Origin of the sequence: Cryobacterium sp. PH31-O1, from assembly GCF_030063455.1 — a bacterium.
Classification (GTDB): domain Bacteria; phylum Actinomycetota; class Actinomycetes; order Actinomycetales; family Microbacteriaceae; genus Cryobacterium.
The window spans coordinates 270604-290796 of the sequence record NZ_JASITB010000007.1; the positions used below are offsets into that span (position 1 = coordinate 270604).

Genomic DNA, 20193 nt, shown 5'->3' on the forward strand with positions numbered 1-20193 from the left:
AGGCCGCAGTCGTGATCGTCGTCGCCCGGGTTCACCAGCTCGGTGTCGAAACACCGGCGACGATGCTCGACGGCGTGCTCGGCGCAATCGTCGTCAACACGGCGCTGTGCCTCGTCACGGTACTTGCGGTCGCGCTCTTCCTGCGCCTGCCGAAAACTGAAGGAGTGAAAATCACATCCCGATGAGCGGACGTTGGCCCGCTACATTGCACAAACGCCCGCTGCCCGGACTGTTACAAATGCGTTACTGTCCGGGCATTTGGCGTACCTGAAACGCCGTTCTGACCTAAGTTGGAGGTTATGGAGCCATCAGATTCGTCCCCGGCTACGTCGAACATCACCGTTCGTCGGGGGGAACCCCTAGTCGTCGTCAAGAACATCAACAAGCACTACGGGGAACTGCACGTTCTCAAGAACATCAATGCCGTGGTCAACCGCGGCGAGGTGGTCGTAGTCATCGGACCGAGTGGGTCGGGCAAATCGACCCTGTGTCGAGCGATCAACCGCCTCGAGACCATCGACGACGGCGTGATCACCATCGACGGGATCAAATTGCCGGAAGAGGGCAAAGCCCTCGCCCACCTGCGCGCCGACGTTGGCATGGTCTTTCAGGCCTTCAACCTGTTCGCCCACAAGACGGTGCTTGACAACGTGACCCTCGGCCCGATGAAGGTTCGCGGCATGTCGAAGGCCGATGCCGAGAAAAGGGCTATGGCCTTGTTGGAACGTGTCGGCGTCGCGAACCAGGCCAAGAAGATGCCGGCCCAGCTTTCCGGTGGCCAGCAGCAACGTGTCGCCATCGCTCGTGCTCTCGCGATGGAACCGAAGCTGATTCTGCTTGACGAGCCGACCAGTGCGCTCGACCCTGAGATGATCAACGAGGTGCTCGAGGTCATGATCGACCTGGCTAACGAGGGTATGACCATGATCGTCGTCACCCACGAGATGGGCTTCGCCCGCAAGGCCGCGGACCGCGTCATCTTCATGGCTGAGGGCGAAATCGTGGAGGAAACCACTCCCGAGGAGTTCTTCACCAACCCACAGAGCACTCGTGCTCAGGATTTCCTCTCCAAAATTCTCGACCACTAAACCGTCCCCACCACCACACAGCATCAGGAGAAGACAAATGAGATTCAAAAAAGGCCTAGCAATCTCGGCCCTCGCTCTCGCAGGTGCCCTCGTGCTTAGTGGCTGCACCGATTCGGGTGCATCCAATGACGCCGTGCCCGTCGAGGAAGCCCCCGAATTTGCAGCGGGCACCACCATGGCCGCCCTCGCCGAAGCCGGCGAGATCACGATCGGCACGAAGTTTGACCAGCCACTCTTCGGCCTTCGCGGCGCGGATGGTGACCCGGTCGGGTTCGACGTCGAAATCGGCAAGCTGATCGCCGCCAAGCTCGGCATCGCCCCCGACAAGATCAAGTGGACGGAGACCGTCTCGGCGAACCGCGAACCATTCATCCAGAATGGCCAGGTTGATATCGTCGTCGCGACCTACACGATCAATGACACCCGCAAGCAGGTTGTGTCCTTCGCCGGACCGTACTATTCCGCGGGTCAGGACCTGCTCGTTCTCGCCGGCAACACCGACATCACCGGCCCCGAAGACCTTACCGACCAGCCCGTCTGCACGGTGAGCGGCTCCACGTCAGAGAAGAACATCGCGGAGTTCACCACCAACATCATTGCCACGGATACCTACTCCAACTGCCTCGGCCCGCTGCGCAGCGGTGAAGTCGTCGCCGTTACCACCGACAACGTGATCCTGGCCGGAATTGCGGACCAGAACGAGGGCGAGTTCGAGGTCGTCAACAACCCGTTCACGGAAGAGCCCTACGGCATCGGGCTGGCGCTGGACGACACCGAGTTCCGCACCTTCATCAACGACGTGCTCGAAGAGTCCTACGACGACGGCACCTGGGTCGACGCCTGGGAGTCGACTGCCGGAAAGGTTCTCGACACCCCCAAGCCTCCGGCCGTCGACCGCTACTAGATCAACACCGCACGTGCAGTACGCGTTGTAAGCCGGGATGGCCCGTTCCTAGTCGGACGGGCCATCCCGGTGAGTTTTCGAGCCGGACCAAGATTCAATCACGGATATTAGAAGAGGAGGTGAGTTGTGGACGCAGTCATCGACAACCTACCAACGTTCCTGGAAGGCTTCCGGAACACCCTGGGCCTCCTCGCCCTTGCTGGAATCGGGGCATTCATCCTTGGAATCCTTATAGCAGCCATGCGGATCTCGCCCGTGGGATCGTTCCGTGGATTTGCGACGGTCTACACCGAGGTCGTGCGCAATACCCCCCTCACGCTCGTGCTCTTTTTCTGCGCCTATCTGCTGCCGTACCTGCAGTTCACCCCCGGCTATTTTCAGCTCGCGGCGATCGGTCTGACGGTCTACACCTCGCCATTCGTCGCTGAGGCGTTGCGCTCGGGTGTCAACGGCGTGCACGTTGGACAGGCCGAGGCGGCCCGCAGCATCGGCCTCACCTTCGGGCAGACCCTATCCTTTATCGTGATGCCGCAGGCCATTCGCATGGTCATTCCGCCGCTGATCAACGTGTTCATCGCCCTCGCCAAGAACACCTCGGTCGCCGGTGCCTTCTTCGTATTCGAGCTCTTTGGAGCAGCGAGGCAGATAACGAATGATCGTGGCGACGCCGTCATCGCCGTCCTGCTCGCGGTCGCTGCTTTCTACCTGATCATCACCATCCCGCTCGGAGTGATCGCCGGCCGGATCGAGAAGAAGGTAGCGGTACTCCGATGACCTCCGTACTGTATGACGTTCCCGGACCTAAGGCTCGCGCTCGTTCCCGGGCCATTTCGGTGCTCGGCATCGTGCTCATCGTCGGCGGTATTGTCGCCCTCGCCGTAGTCCTTGGTCTGCCGAAAACCAGCGCCAATGGTGCCGTTCAGCCTGGTCTCTGGGACGCTTCCCGGTGGGACGTCTTCAACGACGTGCAGGTCTGGCGAACCCTTGGCATCGGCGCCCTCAACACATTGCGGATGGCCGGAGTCGCCGCTGTGCTTGCCCTCATCATCGGCGTCCTCTTCTCGTTCGGGCGGGGCTCTGACCACGCCTGGGTGCGGGTACCGACGACGGTCGTGCTCGAATTCTTCCGCGGCATGCCCGTGCTGCTCATGATGCTGTTCATTCTGTTGGTGTTCTCCACCGGTTCGTTCTGGGCCGGAGTCGCCGCCCTCGCCGTGTACAACGGCGCGATCATCGGTGAGGCCCTCCGGGCCGGCATTAAGGCCCTGCCAAGTGGGCAACGCGAAGCCGGCCTGGCCATCGGCCTCACCCCGATCGCCACTCGATTCCGCATCGAGTTTCCGCAAGCTTTCCGTCAGATGTTGCCCATCATCATCGCCCAGCTAGTAGTGCTGCTCAAGGACACCTCGCTGGCGTTCGTCGTCGGGTACAACGAATTGCTGCGCAGCGGAAACTATAACCTGTCGCAGTTCTTCGGCAACCGATACCAGTTTTCCTTCTTCTTCGTGGTGCTCGCCATCTACCTGACGATGAACCTGTCGCTGTCGTGGTTGGCTCGCCGAATCGCCAAGCGCACCGGTCCGCAGACTGGCAAACTCGGCAAACCTGACGCCGCGCCGCCGATCGACCCCAACCTGGTCGACCCGCGAGCGTTGGGGGCACAGAGCCGAAGCGGCTTATAAGCCCACTAAACTTGGGCCTTGTGTCTGTTTCCAGCGTTCCCCCAGAGCCCATCACGCCATCCGACCCGGCAGAATCAGAACCAGCTGAGCCGTTGATCTCCGAAGCAGCCGTCAACACCGCGGTCGACGCCGCACTGGCCGCTATCGCCGCAGCCGCTACGACCGCAGCGCTCAAACTCGTTCGCAGCGAGCACGCGGGGGAGTCGTCCCCGTTGTCCAAGCTCAACGCGCTCATGCGTAACGTTCCGGGAAACCAAAAAGCTGCCGCCGGTAAACTCGTCGGCCAGGCCCGCGGCGCCGTCACCAAAGCGCTCACCGCTCGTGAAGACGAGATCGGCACCGCCGAAGCTGCCGCCCGCTTGCTGGCCGAGACGGTGGACGTGACCGCCGCGGCATCCGCTTGGAAAGCCGGGGCGCGGCATCCGATCTCGCTGCTGAGCGAGCGCGCCGCCGACGTTTTCGTCGCGATGGGCTGGGAAGTTGCCGAAGGTCCGGAGCTCGAAAGCGAATGGTTCAACTTCGACGGCCTCAACTTCGACGAAGACCACCCGGCCCGCGCCATGCAGGACACCTTCTTCGTCGAACCGACGGATGCCCACCTCGTTTTGCGCACGCAGACCTCGCCCGTGCAGCTGCGTGCGTTGCTCAGCCGTGAGCTGCCGGTCTACGTGGTCGCGCCCGGACGCGTGTTTCGCACCGACGAACTCGACGCCACGCACACGCCGGTGTTCCACCAGATCGAGGGCATTGCCATCGACAAGGGCCTCACCATGGCCAACCTGCGCGGAACGCTCGACCACTTCGTCAAGGCCCTGTTCGGCCCGGGGGCCAAGGTGCGCCTGCGCCCGAACTACTTTCCGTTCACCGAGCCGAGCGCCGAGCTCGACGTCTGGCACCCCACCTTTAAAGACGGCGCACGCTGGATCGAGTGGGGCGGCTGCGGCATGGTGCACGCGAATGTGCTGCGCTCGGCCGGAATCGACCCCGACGTGTACTCCGGGTTCGCGTTCGGAGTGGGTGTGGAACGAGCTGTGATGTTTAGAAATGACGTAAAGGACATGCACGACATGGTCGAAGGCGATATTCGGTTCAGTCAGCAGTATGGGATGACGGTCTAATGCGGGTACCACTGAGCTGGCTCGGCGAATTCGTCGACCTCGCGCCCGGCACCACGCCGGAAGACGTGCACGCTGCACTCGTGAGCGTCGGTCTCGAAGAAGAAGACATCCACCGCTTCGAGGTGTCCGGCCCGATCGTGGTCGGCGAGGTGCTCGAATTCGCCGGCGAAGAACAGACCAACGGCAAAACCATCAACTGGTGCCAGGTGCGCGTGGCGCCCGACGGTGAGCTCGCCGCCGACGGCGGCCCGGCCGTGCACGGCATCATCTGCGGCGCGCACAACTTCGCCGTCGGCGACAAGGTCGTCGTGACCCTGCCCGGCGCGTCGCTGCCCGGACCGTTCCCGATCGCCGCCCGCAAAACCTACGGCCACGTTTCCGACGGCATGATCGCCTCGGCCCGTGAACTCGGCCTCGGCGACGAGCACGACGGCATTCTGCTGCTGAAGAACCTCGGGATCGACGCGCCGGTCGGAGCGGATGCGATCGCCCTGCTCGGCCTGGACGACAGCGCCGTTGAGATCAACGTCACCCCCGACCGCGGCTACGCCTTCTCCATTCGTGGCGTCGCCCGCGAATACTCGCACGCCACCGGTGTGCCGTTTCGAGACCCCGCGCTCGCGCTCACCGTTGTGGCTCCGGTCACCCGGTTCCCCGTGACGATCGACGACCAGGCTCCGATTCGGGGCCGGTCCGGGTCGAGCGTGTTCGTGACCCGGGTGGTGCGCGGCGTCGACCCGACGCGGCCGACCCCGGCCTGGATGATCGCCCGGCTGGGGCTGGTCGGCATCCGCTCGATCTCGCTCGTGGTCGACGTGACCAACTACGTGATGTTCGAGCTCGGCCAGCCGTTGCACGGCTACGACCTCGACAAGCTCTCCGGCGGCATCATCGTGCGACGCGCGACTGCCGGAGAGAAGTTCACCACTCTCGACGCGGTCACCCGCACGCTGAGTGTTGAAGATCTGCTGATCACCGACGAATCCGGACCGATCGGCCTGGCCGGCGTGATGGGCGGCGCGAGCACCGAGATCAGCTCGAAGACCGTCAACGTGCTCGTCGAGGCTGCCAACTTCGACCCGGTGTCGATCGCACGCTCTGCCCGTCGGCACAAGTTGCCGAGCGAGGCGAGCAAGCGATTCGAACGCGGTGTCGACCCGCGTGTTGCCGCGGTTGCTGCCGCTCGCGTGGTGCAGCTGCTCGTGGATCTCGCCGGGGGAGTCGCCGACGACCTCGGCTCGGTGTACGACACGACGACCGCACCCCTGCCGATTGTCTTGCCGACCGGATTCGTGTCGGGCCTGATCGGCCTGAACTACACCGGCGACGAGGTGCGCGACGCCCTCGTCGAGATCGGTGCAGCACTGCATGATGTCGGTGGCGTGCTGCACGCCACGCCGCCCACCTGGCGCCCCGACCTCACCGACAAGTGGACCCTCGCCGAGGAGGTCGCCCGCATCGTCGGTTACGACCGCATCCCCTCGGTGCTGCCCGTCGCCCCGCCCGGACGCGGCCTGACCCGCACGCAGATGCTGCGGCGCACGGTCGCCCAGACCCTCGCTGCAACCGGTCACACCGAGGTGCTGACCTACCCATTCGTCTCCGAGCGGGCGAACAACCTGTTCGGCGTGGCCGTCACGGCGACGGCGGTGTCAGCGGGCGCAGCGGATGCCGACGCGAGCGCGGCATCCGTTGCCCCGGTTGCGGTCCCGCAGATGAAGATCGTCAACCCGCTCGACGGTGAGGCGCCGTTCCTGCGCACCTCGATGCTGCCGGGCCTGTTGCAGATCGCGCACCGCAACCGGTCACGCGGACTCGTCGACCTGGCCATGTACGAGCAGGGACTCGTCTTTCGCCCCGAGGCCGGGGTGACCTACGGCAGCGCCGTGCTTCCCGCCGGGGGAGAGCGCCCGAGCGCCCAGGTCGAGGCGGCCCTGAACGCGGGAATCGTTCCGCAGCCGCTTATGGTCGGGGTCGTTCTCGTCGGCAACGACGTGCGGCACCAGCCGGGTCTGCCCGCTGCCCCCACCGGCTGGCAGTCCGCTCTGGCCGCCGTGCAGCAGGTCGCTCTCGCAACCGGCGTGCGCATCGGGGTGCGCCAGGGCGTGCACCCGGCGATGCACCCGGGTCGCACCGCCGAGCTGTTCGTCACCGTGCCCGGTGCTGCGACCGCTGTGGCCAGGGCTGTGTCGGTCGGATTCGCCGGGGAACTGCTGCCGGCGGTGGCCGACGACTTCGACCTGCCCGCTGTCGTTGCGGTAGCCGAGATCAACCTCGGGCTCGTCTTCGCGCAGGCCGACGGAGATCTCACGGTCACGCCCATTCGCACGATGCCGGCCGCCACGCAGGACCTCTCGCTCGTCGTTGCGGCCTTCGTGCCGGCTGCCGCCCTGCGCGCGGCGGTTGCTGAGGGCGCAGGTGACCTGCTCGAAAGCATCGAGCTGGTCGACGATTACCGCGGTGCCGGTGTCGAACCCGGCCAGAAGTCGCTGACCTTCGCGCTGCGTTTTCGCGGCGAGGAGCGCACGCTGACCGCCGCCGAGGCGAGCGCCGCCCGCCTGGCCGGTGTGGCCCTCGCCGCCGAACGGTTCGGAGCAACCCTGCGCGAGTAGCCCGGTGCTTGCGCCACGCGCTGGTTCGAGGTGGGGTGGCCCGTCAAACGGGTGCCGTTCAAACGAGCGGATGCGCAGGGCCGCGCGCATGACGCCGCACCGGGGCGCGGAAACGGGGTCGCCGGGGCCGCGCTAGGTTTAACCCATGGCTTTTTCGGTGGCAGTGGCGGGCGCGAGCGGGTATGCGGGCGGCGAACTGCTGCGGCTTCTCGCCGGACACCCCGAATTCGAGGTGCGCACGGTCACCGCGCACAGCAACGCCGGGCAGCGACTGATCGACGTGCAGCCGTCGCTGCGCTCCCTCGCGCACCTGACCCTCGTCGACACGACGGCGGAGAATCTCAGCGGCCACGACGTGGTCTTCGTGGCCCTGCCGCACGGCAAGTCCGGCGAGCTCACCGCACACCTGCCTGCCGAAACCCTCGTCGTGGACTGCGGCGCCGACCACCGCCTCGAGAATTCCAACGACTGGGCGGCGTTCTACGGCGGCGACTACTTCGGTGCCTGGACCTACGGGGTCCCCGAGCTGCCCACCGCGACCGGCAAGCAGCGCGAGAGGCTTGTCGGCGCTCGCCGCATCGCCGCTCCCGGCTGCAACGCCAGCACCGTCGCCCTCGCCCTGGCCCCTGGAATTCAGGCCGGCGTGATCGAAGCGCAGGACCTCGTTGCCGTGCTCGCCGTCGGCCCGAGCGGCGCAGGCAAGAGCCTCAAGGTGCCCAACCTCGCGGCCGAGATCCTTGGTTCGGCCAACCCCTACGCGGTCGGCGGCACGCACCGGCACATCCCCGAGATCGTGCAGTCGCTGCGCTGGGCCGCCGCCGCGGCGGGCCGTGCCGACCCGACCGATCCCTCCGAGGCGAGCGGCGCAGCATCCGCTGCGAAAAGCGACGCCACCATCTCCTTCACCCCGGTGATCGTGCCGATGTCGCGCGGCATCCTCGCCACGGCGACCGCCCGACTCGTTACGGGTACGAGCGCCGCCGCCGTGCGGGCCGCCTGGGAGAGCGCCTACGCCGACGAACCGTTCGTGCACCTGCTGCCCGAAGGACACTTTCCGCGCACGGCTGACGTGCTCGGCGCCAACATCGCGCTGATCGGACTCGCCGTCGATGAAGCGGCCGGCCGCGTCGTCACCATCACCGCGATCGACAATCTTGTCAAGGGCACCGCCGGCGCTGCCATCCAATCCGCCAATATCGCCCTCGGCCTGACCGAAACGCTCGGTCTGACCATGAATGGAGTTGCTCCGTGAGTGTCACCCTTCCCACCGGTTTTGCTGCTACCGGCGTCACCGCCGGCCTGAAGAAGTCCGGTGGGCTCGACCTCGCCCTCGTGCAGAACCTCGGCCCGCTGCAGAACGCCGCCACGGTGTTCACGAAAAACCGCTGCCAGGCCAACCCCGTCATCTGGAGCACTCAGGTCATGAGTGACGGCCGCGTCAGCGCCATCGTGCTCAACTCCGGCGGCGCCAACTGTTACACCGGCAGCATCGGCTTCCAGACCACGCACGCCACCGCCGAAGCCGTCGCGAAGTGCCTCGACATCTCCTCCGGCGACGTTCTGGTCTGCTCCACCGGCCTGATCGGAGAACAGCTCAACCTCGATCTCGTCACCGCCGGTGTCTTTGACGCCGCCCTATCCATCAAAACGGATGCCGCTGCCACGCCCGCCGCCGGCCTGCTGGCCGCGCAGGCCATTATGACCACCGACACTATCCCGAAGCAGGCCGCTCACACGTCGCCGGCAGGCTGGAGCATCGGCGCCATGGCCAAGGGTGCCGGCATGCTCGCACCGGGACTGGCCACAATGCTCGTGGTCATCACGACCGACGCCGTGCTCGAGTCGTCCGAACTCGATACGGCCCTGCACGCGGCCACCCGGGTCACCTTCGACCGCCTCGACTCCGATGGCTGCATGTCGACCAACGACACCGTGAGCCTGCTCTGCTCTGGCGCGAGCGGCGTCGGAGCCGACCTGGCCGAATTCACCGCCGCCCTCGTCGAAATCTGCCGCGACCTCACACTGCAGTTGCAGGGCGACGCCGAGGGCGCCGCGCACGACGTGGCAATCACCGTCACCAACGCGTTCTCCGAAGACGAAGCCGTCACCGTGGCCCGCGCCGTCTCGCGCAGCAACCTGTTCAAGTCGGCCATCTTCGGCAACGACCCGAACTGGGGCCGCGTGCTCGCCGCCGCCGGAACCGTACCGGTCGCAGACGCCGCCTTTGACCCCTACGGCATCGACGTCGCCATCAACGGCGTGCAGGTGTGCACCGCCGGTGAACCCGACCAGCCGCGCGACCTTGTCGACCTCACGGGCCGCGCAGCCACCGTGCTGATCGACCTGCATGCAGGCAGTGAGACCGCCACACTGTGGACCAACGACCTCACCCACGACTACGTCGAAGAGAACAGCGCGTACTCGAGCTGATCATGACCGAGACGCCCAGAACGAAGCCCGACGAGACCAGCCAGGCCGAAGCATCCGTTAAAGCGGCGGCGCTGATCGAAGCCCTGCCGTGGCTCAAACGCTTTCACGACCAGATCATCGTCGTGAAATTCGGCGGCAACGCCATGGTGAGCGAAGAATTGCAGCGCTCCTTCGCCGAAGATATGGTCTACCTGCGCTACGCCGGCATCCGCCCGGTCGTCGTGCACGGCGGCGGCCCGCAGATCTCGGCGATGCTCAAACGCCTCGGCATCGAGAGCGAGTTTCGTGGCGGCTACCGGGTGACCACGCCCGAAGCCATGGACGTAGTGCGCATGGTTCTCACCGGCCAGATCAACCGCGACCTGGTGAGCCACATCAACCAGCACGGCCCGCTCGCCGCCGGGCTCTCCGGTGAAGACGCGGGCCTGTTCCGTGGAAGACGTCGCGGCGTCGTCATCGACGGCGAACAGGTCGACCTCGGACTCGTCGGTGACGTGATCGGTGTCGATCCCGAAGCCGTGCTCGCACAGCTGAACGCCGGCCGCATCCCGGTGGTCTCGTCGATCGCCCCCGACACGGATGTCCCTGGCCAGTCCCTTAACGTCAACGCCGACGCGGCTGCTGCCGCACTCGCGATCGCTCTCGGCGCGGCCAAACTCGTCATTCTCACCGACGTCGCCGGGCTGTACCGCGACTGGCCGAACCGGGATTCGCTCGTGTCGATCATCGACGTGCTCGAATTGCGCGGCCTGTTGCCGGAACTGGAATCGGGGATGATTCCCAAGATGACGGCCTGCCTCGACGCCGTCGACGGCGGCGTGGCCAAAGCCGCGATCATCGACGGGCGAGTGCCGCACTCGATCCTGCTCGAAATTTTCACTGGAAGCGGTATTGGCACGGAGGTAATACCAGCATGACTGAAGGTTTGTGGCAGAACCGGTTCGCTGATTCAATGATGCGCACGTTCAGCCCGCCGCTGGCCATGCTCGTGCGCGGTGAGGGGTGCTACGTCTGGGACGACCAGGGCTCGCAGTACCTCGACTTTTTGGCCGGTATCGCCGTGAACTCGCTCGGTCACGCCCACCCCGAGGTCGTCGCGGCGGTCACGAAGCAGATCGGCACGATCAGCCACGTCTCCAACTATTTCGCCACACCGCCGCAGATAGAACTGGCTGAACGGCTCAAACGCATCACCGGTGCCGGCGACCAGGGCCGCGTGTACTTCTGCAACTCCGGCGCCGAGGCGAACGAGGCCGCGTTCAAGCTCGCCAGGCTCAACAACAACGGCCACCGCAGTCGCATCATCTCGCTGCACGATTCCTTTCACGGCCGCACGATGGGCGCACTCGCCCTTTCCGGTAAACCACACATGCGTGAGGCGTTCGAACCGGTGCCCGGCGGGGTCGAACACATCGACAGCACGATCAAAGCCCTCGAAGCTACCATCGACAACACCGTCGCCGCCCTGTTCCTCGAACCGGTCAAGGGTGAGGCCGGCGTCATCGACCTGCCAGACGGTTTTCTAAAACGCGCCCGCGAACTGTGTACCGAGCACGGCGTGCTGCTGATCATCGACGAGATCCAGACCGGCATCGCCCGCACCGGAGCCTGGTTCGCCTACAACCACGCCGACATTCTTCCGGATGCCGTCACCATCGCCAAAGGGATGGGTGGCGGCGTTCCAATCGGAGCGCTCGTCACCTTCGGCTGGGCCTCGGATCTGTTTCGTCGCGGCCAGCACGGTTCGACTTTCGCCGGTAACCCGCTCGTCACAGCGACCGCCAACGCCGTGCTCGGTGTGATCGAACGTGACAACCTCGCCGCCAACGCCGCCCGCCGCGGCCAGCAACTGCGCGAGATCATTCTCGCCTTCAACTCGCCGCTGATCGAAGAGGTACGCGGGCGCGGCCTGCTGCTCGGTGTCGGCCTGACCGAACCAGTCGCGTTGAGACTTGGCGCCGCCGCCCTCGCCAACGGCCTCATTGTGAACGCCGCGAACGAGACCAGCATTCGCATCGCCCCACCCCTGATCGTCGGCGATGCCGAACTCGCCGATTTCACCGAGCGGTTCGGGCTCGCCCTCGCCAGCCTCTAGGCTGGACGAATCCCACTTTGCGCGGGCCCCGGCCGGCGCGGAGGCTTTAACCGGGGGAGCGGCATCCGCTCACTCACTGCTTAAACTCCAAGAGAAAGTGACACCGTGACCCGCCATTTCCTGCGCGACGACGACATCTCCCCGGCCGAACAGGCCGAGATTCTCGATCTGGCCCTGGAGCTGAAGCGAGACCGATTCGCGGTGCGGCCGCTCGCCGGCCCGCAGACCGTCGCGGTCATTTTCGACAAGTCGTCGACCCGCACCCGCGTCTCCTTCGCGGTCGGCATCGCCGACCTCGGTGGCAGCCCGCTCATCATCAGCACCGCGAACAGCCAGCTCGGGGGCAAGGAGACTGCCTCTGACACCGCGCGCGTGCTCGAACGTCAGGTCGCCGCGATCGTCTGGCGCACGTACGGTCAAGCCGGACTCGAAGAAATGGCTCTCGGCACGACAGTTCCTGTCGTCAACGCGCTCAGCGACGACTTTCACCCGTGCCAGCTGCTGGCCGACCTGCTCACCATTCGCGAACACCGCGGTGACCTTGCGGGCCAGACCCTCGCCTTTCTCGGCGACGGGGCCTGCAACATGGGCCAGTCCTACCTGCTCGCCGGCGCGACCGCCGGAATGCACGTGCGCATCGCGTCGCCAGCCGGCTACACGCCGACCGACCAGGTGGTAGCGGATGCGACGGCCATCGCCGCCCGCACCGGCGGCTCCGTCGCGCTGTTCACGGATCCGCGGGAGGCCGTCGCCGGCGTTGACGTTGTCATCACCGACACCTGGGTGTCGATGGGCAAGGAAGAAGAGAAGACAACCCGGCTCGGCGACCTGGGCCAGTATCGAGTCGACGCTGAGCTGATGGGCCTGGCCAGGCCTGGTGCTCACTTCATGCACTGCCTGCCCGCCGATCGTGGCTATGAGGTGACCGCCGACGTCATCGACGGCCCGCAAAGCATCATCTGGGATGAGGCGGAAAACCGTCTGCACGCCCAGAAGGCCTTGCTGGTCTGGCTGCTGGCGCACAACGCGGCCTGACCACTGACGCGCCGGGCCGTGCAGGGCGGGCGACAGGGGGAAGCGCCCCAGCACGTAAACTTTAGACAGATCAAGATTTAGGGAGAACCATGGCGGAACGCGTTGTACTCGCATACTCGGGTGGACTGGATACCTCGGTCGGCATCGGCTGGCTCAAGGATGCCACCGGCAAAGAGGTCGTAGCCCTCGCCGTCGACGTGGGGCAGGAGGGCGAAGACATGGACGTGATCCGTCAGCGCGCACTCGACTGCGGCGCCGTCGAATCCATCGTCATCGACGCCAAGGACGAGTTCGCGAACGACTACATCGTGCCGACGCTCAAGGCGAACGCCCTTTACCAAAAGCGCTACCCGCTGGTCTCGGCCATCAGCCGTCCGCTGATCGCCAAGTATCTTGCCTCGACCGCCAAGGAACTCGGCGCCGACAGCGTCGCCCACGGCTGCACTGGCAAGGGCAACGATCAGGTGCGGTTCGAAGCGGCCGTCGCTGCCCTCGCCCCGGAGCTGACCTCGCTCGCCCCGGTGCGCGACTTTGAACTGACCCGCGATAAGGCCATTGAGTACGCGGCGAAGCATGACCTGCCCATTGCGCAGTCGAAGAAGAGCCCGTATTCCATCGACCAGAACGTCTGGGGTCGCGCCGTGGAAACCGGTTTCCTCGAAGACCCGTGGAACGCACCGATCGAAGACCTCTACACCTACACGAAAGATCCGTCGGTTACCCGTGCCCCCACCGAGGTTGTGATCAGCTTCGAGCAGGGCGTTCCCGTTGCCATCGATGGCAAAAAAGTCACCCCGCTGCAGATGATTCAGCTGATGAATCGTCTCGCTGGCGACCAGGGTGTCGGCCGCATTGACATTGTCGAGGACCGCCTTGTTGGCATCAAGAGCCGTGAGATCTACGAGGCCCCGGCCGGAATGGCGCTCATCGCCGCACATGAGGAGCTCGAAAACATGACGCTGGAGCGCGACGTTGCCCGCTACAAGCGCGGTGTCGAGTCGAAGTGGGCGGAGCTCGTCTACGACGGCCTGTGGTTCTCCGGTTTAAAGAAGAGCCTCGATGTTTTCATTGAAGACACCCAGAAGTACGTGACCGGTGACATCCGCTTGAAGATGCACGCTGGCAGTGCCGTCGTTACCGGCCGCTCGAGCACGACGAGCCTCTACGACTTCAACCTCGCCACCTATGACACCGGTGACTCCTTCGACCAGACGATGGCCAAGGGATTTATCGAGTTGTGGTCACTGCCGAGCAAGGTCGCTGCACGCCGCGACGCCGCCGCAAAGTAGCGCACCGTGTCGAGTGAGAAGAACGCGAGCCGCGCCGGCAAGGCTGGCGCCCTCTGGGGTGGCCGCTTTGCTGGGGGACCGTCACCGGAACTGGCCCGGCTGAGCAAGTCGACCCAGTTCGACTGGATGCTGGCCGAATACGACCTGCAGGGCAGCCGCGCGCATGCGAGGGCACTCGCTGCCGCCGGATATCTCACCGACACCGAATTGATCCAGATGATCGGCGCGCTCGAAGAACTCGAGCGCGCCGTCGTCGCCGGCGAATTTCAGCCGGCCGACGCCGATGAAGACGTGCACTCTGCCCTCGAACGTGGCCTCATCGACATCATCGGCGTCGAGGTTGGCGGCAAGCTCCGTGCCGGCCGAAGCCGAAATGACCAGGTCGCGACCCTCGTGCGCATGTGGCTGCGTGACCACGCCGCCATTCTCGCGTCGCTCGTCATGGAACTAATCGATGCCCTCGCCGCGCAGGCCGAAGCCCACGACGACGCCATCATGCCCGGCCGCACGCACCTGCAGCACGCTCAGCCGGTGCTGCTCGCCCACCACCTGCTCGCTCACTGCTGGCCGCTCGTGCGCGACCTGGACCGCTTCGCGGACTGGGGCAGAAGAGCGGATGCCTCCCCCTACGGCTCCGGCGCCCTCGCCGGTAACACCCTCGGTCTCGACGCACGCCTGGTGGCCACCGACCTGGGCTTCGCCGCCGTGGTCGAGAACTCCATCGACGGCACCGCAAGCCGCGACCTGGTCGCCGAATTCGCCTACATCACCGCGCAAATCGGCATCGACATGTCCCGGCTGGCCGAGGAAATCATTCTCTGGAACACTCGGGAATTCGGTTTTGTCACCCTTGATGACGCCTATTCCACCGGTTCCTCGATCATGCCGCAGAAGAAGAACCCCGACATCGCCGAGCTCGCGCGCGGCAAATCAGGCCGCATGATCGGCAACCTCACCGGGCTGCTCACCACGCTCAAGGGTCTGCCGCTCGCCTACAACCGCGACCTTCAGGAAGACAAAGAGCCGGTCCTCGACTCGATCAACACCCTCGAAGTGCTGCTGCCCGCCTTCACCGGCATGGTCGCGACCCTCACGTTTCACACCGAGCGGATGGCTGAACTCGCGCCGCAGGGATTCTCCCTCGCCACGGATGTCGCGGAGTGGCTGGTCAAACGCCACGTTTCGTTCCGGGATGCCCACGAAATCACCGGGTCCCTGGTGAAGTTCGCTGAGACCCACAATCTCGACCTGCACGAGGTCAGCGATGATGATCTCCAGACCCTGTCGCCGCACCTCATTCCCGAGGTTCGCGAGGTGCTCACCATTCGCGGATCGGTCGACAGCCGCGACGGCGTCGGCGGCACCGCCCCGGTGCGGGTCGCCGAGCAGCGCGCGCACCTCGTGGCTCGCGTGCGCGACCTGACGGCCGCGCTCAGCCGGTAGTGCCGTTTGCGCCGGGACTGCTCGAGCGACCCGCACTCGAGGTGGCCCCGCTACTGCTCGGCGCGGTGCTCACTCGGGGAGCCATTTCTGTGCGCATCACCGAGGTCGAGGCTTACCTCGGTGAAACCGATCCCGGCTCCCACGCCTTCCGTGGGCGCACGCCGCGCACCGTGACGATGTTCGGCCCGGCCGGGCACCTCTATGCCTATTTCAGCTATGGCATGCACGTCTGCGCCAACATCGTCTGCTCGCCAGAGGGTGAGGCCTCGGGGGTGTTGTTGCGAGGTGGTGAAATCGTCGCGGGAGTTGAGGAAGCCCGCCACCGCCGCCCCACCTCGCACAGCGACTCCGACCTGGCACGCGGGCCGGCCCGGCTAACCAAAGCCCTCGGTATCGAGCTCGGCGATGACGGCGCAGAACTCGGCCGTGCCCCGTTCGACCTGGAGTTTCCGGCACGCCGCGCGGACTTCAATACCGGGCCACGTACCGGGGTGAGCGGGATCGGCGGGGGAGAAGACTATCCCTGGCGGTTTTGGATGCCGGGGGAGGCGTCCGTTTCGCCCTATCGACGGCATGCCAGCCGCAGAACCTGATCGAGACGGTTAGACCAGCGCCATTGGCACCAGGGCGGCGCAGGCGCAGGCCCAGAGGAGGCTGGCCAAGGTGCCGATGATGAACCGTTCGCGCGATTCGGCCGCTGCCAGTTCCGTGAAGCGACCGACGCCCTTGATGGCGACGACCACGGCGATCGCCTCGGGAAACCCGGCGAGGATCGCGCCGGCTACCGCGAGACGTTCCAGGATGCCGATCGTTACCCCGCCGCGTAACACTTCGTGGGTGTCCGGGTCGCTGACACCGGCCATGGTCGGTGCCGGTTTACCCGAGTTGAGCACCATGATGCCGCCGTGCTGGCCCGGCGGTACCGAGTTGTTGGTCGCGAGGTCGAGAGCGAGCACAGCGACCGGACCGCCGCCGACTACTGCCAGGGCCAGCGCCAACATTCCGAGCACGATTCCGAAGGCACTCGGGCCCGTGCTCACCGGAACCGCGGCGAGTACGAGAGCAACGCCGAGGCCAGCGATAGCCGTTAGGGCGTAGAGCTGCCGGTGGAGTTTGAAGGCGACTGCAGCGCAGGTCAGTGATGCCAGTGTGACCAGGAGTAAGACGGCCCAGTAGAGAAAAGTGAGAACGCTGGAGGTCATGCGGAACTGTCCATTTCGTTGGTATTCGTTGCGTTGGTATTCATTGCGTCAGCGTTCATTGCGCCAGGGACCGATTGGTGCGAGTTCGCTTCTGGACCGGCCGGGTCGTTCGGTCCCCGATCGAGTTGCTCTAGCAGCCTAATCAAAGCGGGCCGTGCCGCCTGGTCAACCCGATACTGCGCGGCTTTGAGTCGTTGACTGACAGCACCCGTGGTAACGCCGAGCGTTCGCGCAATGCTCGTTTGGGCCATGCCGGTTTCGAACAGGTCGCCGGCCTGCCATCCGGCGGGAGTACGACGTTGGCGCAGTAGCAGGAGCATGGTCACGAGGGCCTCGATGCCGGTGGCAGTTTCGATGGTGTCGGAGGCATCGGCTTCGACCTCTAGAGCGAAGTGCGCCTCGGTTCTTTTTGCCCGAGTTACGGCGTCGCGTGCGGCAATGAAAGCTTCGCCGGTCGCCTGCCGCGTCGATTCCGGCAAAGGGGTACGCACGGTGCCCACGCCGAGGCCAATGCTCCAGTGGCCGGAACGGTGCAACGCGAGAATCGCGTCGAGAGCCGGCCGGGCAGCTGAGACCAGCAGTTGAATCTCGTCGCCGGCGGTCTGGTCAGGGGGGAGGCTGAAGGCGTGTGGAGCCTGCGCCAGCAAATGCCCGATCATCTCGCGTGCGCGATCGTGGTCGTGGCGGCTGTCGATCTGGTCAGCGGTGATAACAAACATGGGGTGAGACTCCGTCCTATATTCAGGATAATTCAGGTATCAAGCTAAATCAAACTCAATTTAGTCTGGAGACTGAATTATCACAACCGTTGAACGGATGCCGCCGGCAATTCGGCGAGACGCCCTCGGCTGGTAATCTGAACGCGTGTCAGACCCCACCATCCTCGCCCAGCAGACCAATGATCCCTCCTTCGATTCCGTCTGGGAGGAGATTAACTGGCGCGGCCTCGTGCACGTCTCCACCGACGAGACCGAGCTCAAAGCGCTGCTCGATGGTGGCCCGATCACCTATTACTGCGGATTCGACCCGACCGCTCCGAGCCTGCACCTCGGCAACCTGGTGCAGCTGCTCCTGATGCGGCGCCTGCAACTGGCGGGGCATCACCCGCTCGGCCTGGTCGGCGGCTCCACCGGGCTCATCGGCGACCCGCGCCCGACCGCCGAGCGCACGCTGACCCCCACCGACACCGTGGCGGAATGGGTTGGCTACCTACAGGCACAGGTTTCGCGTTTTCTCAGTTCCGAGGGCGACAACGCCGTCACGCTCGTGAACAACCTGGACTGGACGTCGCCGTTAAGTGCCATCGATTTTCTGCGTGAAATCGGCAAGTACTACCGCGTGGGCACCATGCTCAAAAAGGATGCCGTCAGCGCCCGCCTGAACTCCGAGGCCGGCATCAGCTACACCGAATTCAGTTACCAGATTTTGCAGGGCCTGGACTACCTCGAGCTATTCCGAAGCTACGGCTGCGTGCTGCAAACCGGCGGCAGCGACCAGTGGGGCAACCTCACAAGCGGAACCGATCTCATCCGTCGTGCCGAGAGCGGCACGGTGCATGCCATCGGCACTCCGCTCATCACTAACAGCGACGGAACCAAATTCGGTAAGAGCGAGGGGAACGCGGTGTGGCTCGACCCGAACCTCACCAGCCCGTATGCCTTCTACCAGTTCTGGCTCAATACCGACGATGCCGACGTGGTCTTTCGGCTCAAGGTTTTCACGTTTCTCACGCGCCCTGAGATCGACAGGTTCGCCGAACTGGTCGAGAACGAACCCTTCCGCCGCGAAGCGCAGCGCCGGCTCGCCCTCGAGGTGACCAGTCTCGTGCACGGGCAAGCGGCAACGGATGCTGCCATCCACGCCGCCGAAGCCCTGTTTGGCCAGGGCGACCTCGCCGAACTCGACCCCGACACCCTCGAGGCCGCGCTGCGCGAACTGCCGAACACGACGACGGCGCCGCACGCGACCGTGCTGCAGCTGCTCGTCGACACGGAACTCTCGAAGAGTCTCGGCGATGCCCGACGTGCCGTGCAGCAGGGTGGGGTCTACCTGAACAACGAGAAAGTCACGAGTGTCGACCTGACCATCGAAGGTTCCGTTCTGCCCGGGGGCGTAGCGGTGCTGCGTCGCGGCAAGAAGACGCTCGCGGGCATCTTCGTCGAGTAGCTCTTTTGGCGGCCCGGCGGAGACAGAATGGGCAGCTCTCCGCTCAGCCTTAACTCACAACTCCGCGAATAATCCTTCCGCCGGAGCGGCTCCCCTGGACGGTCGGCTTCGCCGGGAAACGGCCCGGTTGCAGGAGGCGCGGATGCGCGGGTGGCAAGATGTCGACGTGGAAACTCTCCGAACCGAACGCCTGCTGCTGCGCCCCTGGACCCTCGATGACACCGACTTCGTTTTCGGGCTCTACTCCCTGTGGTCTGTGCAACAACACATTGGTTTGCACCCGCGGGTCATGACCGGCCGCACCGAGGCGATTGCTGTGATCAAGCGCTGGCAGGGAATGGAGCATCCCGTTCACGCCATCCGGGCGGTAACGGACGCCGACACCGGCGAGATCTTCGGCAACCTGCTGCTGAAGTCCATCCCCGCGTCCAGCGCGCTTACCCCGCTCGAGCCGTCGGGGGACACCGAGATCGGCTGGCACTTTCACCCGAACGCGTGGCACCGGGGTTACGCGACCGAAGCGGCATCCGCTGTGTTGGCCGAAGGGTGGAAGACGGGACTCGATCGGGTCGTTGCCGTCACGACCCCGAGCAACCGACCGTCGCAGCGGGTGTGTCTGCGCATCGGCATGACGCACCAGGGCCGAACTGACCAGTACTACAACTCCGTGAGCGAACTCTTTGTGGCGTTCGCCCCCGAGCCCTGAACGGAGCGTTTTGGGCATGTTTCAAGCGGATGTCCGCTACCGACACGCCCGGGATGCAGCCGTGAGTTGCGGGGTATCAGGATTCACCGTAATGTCATCTAAGTCACCCCACAGGTTCGGAAATAGCCAAGTGCTTCCGGCCTCAAGCGGGACCAATCCCAAGTCAAAATAGCCCGGAATTTTCCGTGTGACAGTGGCTTGATGAAGTTCACCGAAAGTACAAGAAATCGTCTTTCGGCTGAGCGACAAGAAATAAGAGAAGTACTCCAGTGCAATGGTCTTTGAGGCCGGCGGCTGGGTGTGTCCGATCCTTGAGAACTCAACAGCGTGCACAATGTCAAATGCCAAAAACCTCGTGGTTGTGGCTCGTTTCTAGCGGGTTGCAGTTTATGAGATTCCTTTGGAAATAATATTGAAAAAGTC

General features: G+C 64.9%; 19 protein-coding genes. 17 read left to right on the forward strand and 2 right to left on the reverse strand.

Annotated elements, in window-relative coordinates:
• Positions 1-11: 11 nt before the first annotated feature.
• From QMK31_RS15250 to QMK31_RS15320, 15 genes are all read left to right on the forward strand, one after another.
• Complete coding sequence (locus QMK31_RS15250; RefSeq protein ID WP_283501789.1) at positions 12-185, forward strand: hypothetical protein; 174 nt, start codon at positions 12-14, stop codon at positions 183-185.
• Positions 186-299: 114 nt separating this feature from the next.
• Positions 300-1088 carry an amino acid ABC transporter ATP-binding protein gene (locus QMK31_RS15255; RefSeq protein ID WP_283501790.1) on the forward strand — a complete coding sequence of 263 codons (789 nt, stop codon included), beginning with the start codon at positions 300-302 and terminating at the stop codon, positions 1086-1088.
• A 37-nt stretch (positions 1089-1125) separates the two neighbouring features.
• Entirely contained in the window at positions 1126-1992 is an 867-nt protein-coding gene (locus tag QMK31_RS15260; protein ID WP_283501791.1) for a glutamate ABC transporter substrate-binding protein, read from the forward strand.
• A gap of 126 nt (positions 1993-2118) precedes the next feature.
• The gene (locus QMK31_RS15265) at positions 2119-2766 is read left to right on the forward strand and encodes an amino acid ABC transporter permease (protein ID WP_283501792.1); all 648 of its coding nucleotides are present in this window, start codon (positions 2119-2121) and stop codon (positions 2764-2766) included.
• Positions 2763-3674 (forward strand): amino acid ABC transporter permease, encoded by a 912-nt coding sequence (locus tag QMK31_RS15270; RefSeq protein WP_283501793.1) that lies wholly within the window; start codon positions 2763-2765, stop codon positions 3672-3674. The genes QMK31_RS15265 and QMK31_RS15270 overlap by 4 nt, the downstream gene beginning before the upstream one ends.
• A gap of 50 nt (positions 3675-3724) precedes the next feature.
• Positions 3725-4792, forward strand: coding sequence for a phenylalanine--tRNA ligase subunit alpha (pheS, locus tag QMK31_RS15275; protein WP_283501822.1), 1068 nt, complete (start codon positions 3725-3727; stop codon positions 4790-4792).
• Complete coding sequence (pheT, locus tag QMK31_RS15280; protein WP_283501794.1) at positions 4792-7404, forward strand: phenylalanine--tRNA ligase subunit beta; 2613 nt, start codon at positions 4792-4794, stop codon at positions 7402-7404. Before pheS ends, pheT begins: the two co-directional genes overlap by 1 nt.
• A gap of 145 nt (positions 7405-7549) precedes the next feature.
• Positions 7550-8656, forward strand: a complete 1107-nt coding sequence (gene argC, locus QMK31_RS15285; protein WP_283501795.1) for an N-acetyl-gamma-glutamyl-phosphate reductase — start codon at positions 7550-7552, stop codon at positions 8654-8656.
• Positions 8653-9834: a bifunctional glutamate N-acetyltransferase/amino-acid acetyltransferase ArgJ gene (gene argJ / locus QMK31_RS15290; RefSeq protein ID WP_283501796.1), complete on the forward strand. Its 1182-nt coding sequence runs from the start codon at positions 8653-8655 to the stop codon at positions 9832-9834. Before argC ends, argJ begins: the two co-directional genes overlap by 4 nt.
• 2 nt (positions 9835-9836) lie before the next feature.
• Entirely contained in the window at positions 9837-10751 is a 915-nt protein-coding gene (argB, locus tag QMK31_RS15295) for an acetylglutamate kinase (RefSeq protein WP_283501797.1), read from the forward strand.
• On the forward strand, positions 10748-11929 hold the full coding sequence (locus QMK31_RS15300; RefSeq protein ID WP_283501798.1) for an acetylornithine transaminase: 1182 nt from the start codon (positions 10748-10750) through the stop codon (positions 11927-11929). Before argB ends, QMK31_RS15300 begins: the two co-directional genes overlap by 4 nt.
• A gap of 105 nt (positions 11930-12034) precedes the next feature.
• Positions 12035-12964 carry an ornithine carbamoyltransferase gene (argF, locus tag QMK31_RS15305; RefSeq protein WP_283501799.1) on the forward strand — a complete coding sequence of 310 codons (930 nt, stop codon included), beginning with the start codon at positions 12035-12037 and terminating at the stop codon, positions 12962-12964.
• An 89-nt stretch (positions 12965-13053) separates the two neighbouring features.
• On the forward strand, positions 13054-14253 hold the full coding sequence (locus tag QMK31_RS15310; protein ID WP_283501800.1) for an argininosuccinate synthase: 1200 nt from the start codon (positions 13054-13056) through the stop codon (positions 14251-14253).
• Between the two features lie 6 nt (positions 14254-14259).
• Complete coding sequence (argH, locus tag QMK31_RS15315; RefSeq protein WP_283501801.1) at positions 14260-15696, forward strand: argininosuccinate lyase; 1437 nt, start codon at positions 14260-14262, stop codon at positions 15694-15696.
• Entirely contained in the window at positions 15696-16289 is a 594-nt protein-coding gene (locus tag QMK31_RS15320; RefSeq protein WP_283501802.1) for a DNA-3-methyladenine glycosylase, read from the forward strand. Before argH ends, QMK31_RS15320 begins: the two co-directional genes overlap by 1 nt.
• A 9-nt stretch (positions 16290-16298) precedes the next feature.
• Here QMK31_RS15320 and QMK31_RS15325 read toward each other — a convergent pair whose 3' ends face one another.
• The gene (locus QMK31_RS15325; protein ID WP_283501803.1) at positions 16299-16898 is read right to left on the reverse strand and encodes a hypothetical protein; all 600 of its coding nucleotides are present in this window, start codon (positions 16896-16898) and stop codon (positions 16299-16301) included.
• Positions 16895-17617, reverse strand: a complete 723-nt coding sequence (locus QMK31_RS15330; RefSeq protein WP_283501804.1) for a DNA-binding protein — start codon at positions 17615-17617, stop codon at positions 16895-16897. The genes QMK31_RS15325 and QMK31_RS15330 overlap by 4 nt, the downstream gene beginning before the upstream one ends.
• A gap of 145 nt (positions 17618-17762) precedes the next feature.
• Here QMK31_RS15330 and tyrS point away from each other — a divergent pair, with 145 nt between their 5' ends.
• Positions 17763-19064: a tyrosine--tRNA ligase gene (gene tyrS / locus QMK31_RS15335; RefSeq protein WP_283501805.1), complete on the forward strand. Its 1302-nt coding sequence runs from the start codon at positions 17763-17765 to the stop codon at positions 19062-19064.
• A 142-nt stretch (positions 19065-19206) separates the two neighbouring features.
• A complete protein-coding gene (locus tag QMK31_RS15340) occupies positions 19207-19770 on the forward strand; it encodes a GNAT family N-acetyltransferase (protein WP_283501806.1) in 564 nt (187 codons plus the stop codon).
• Positions 19771-20193 lie beyond the last annotated feature (423 nt).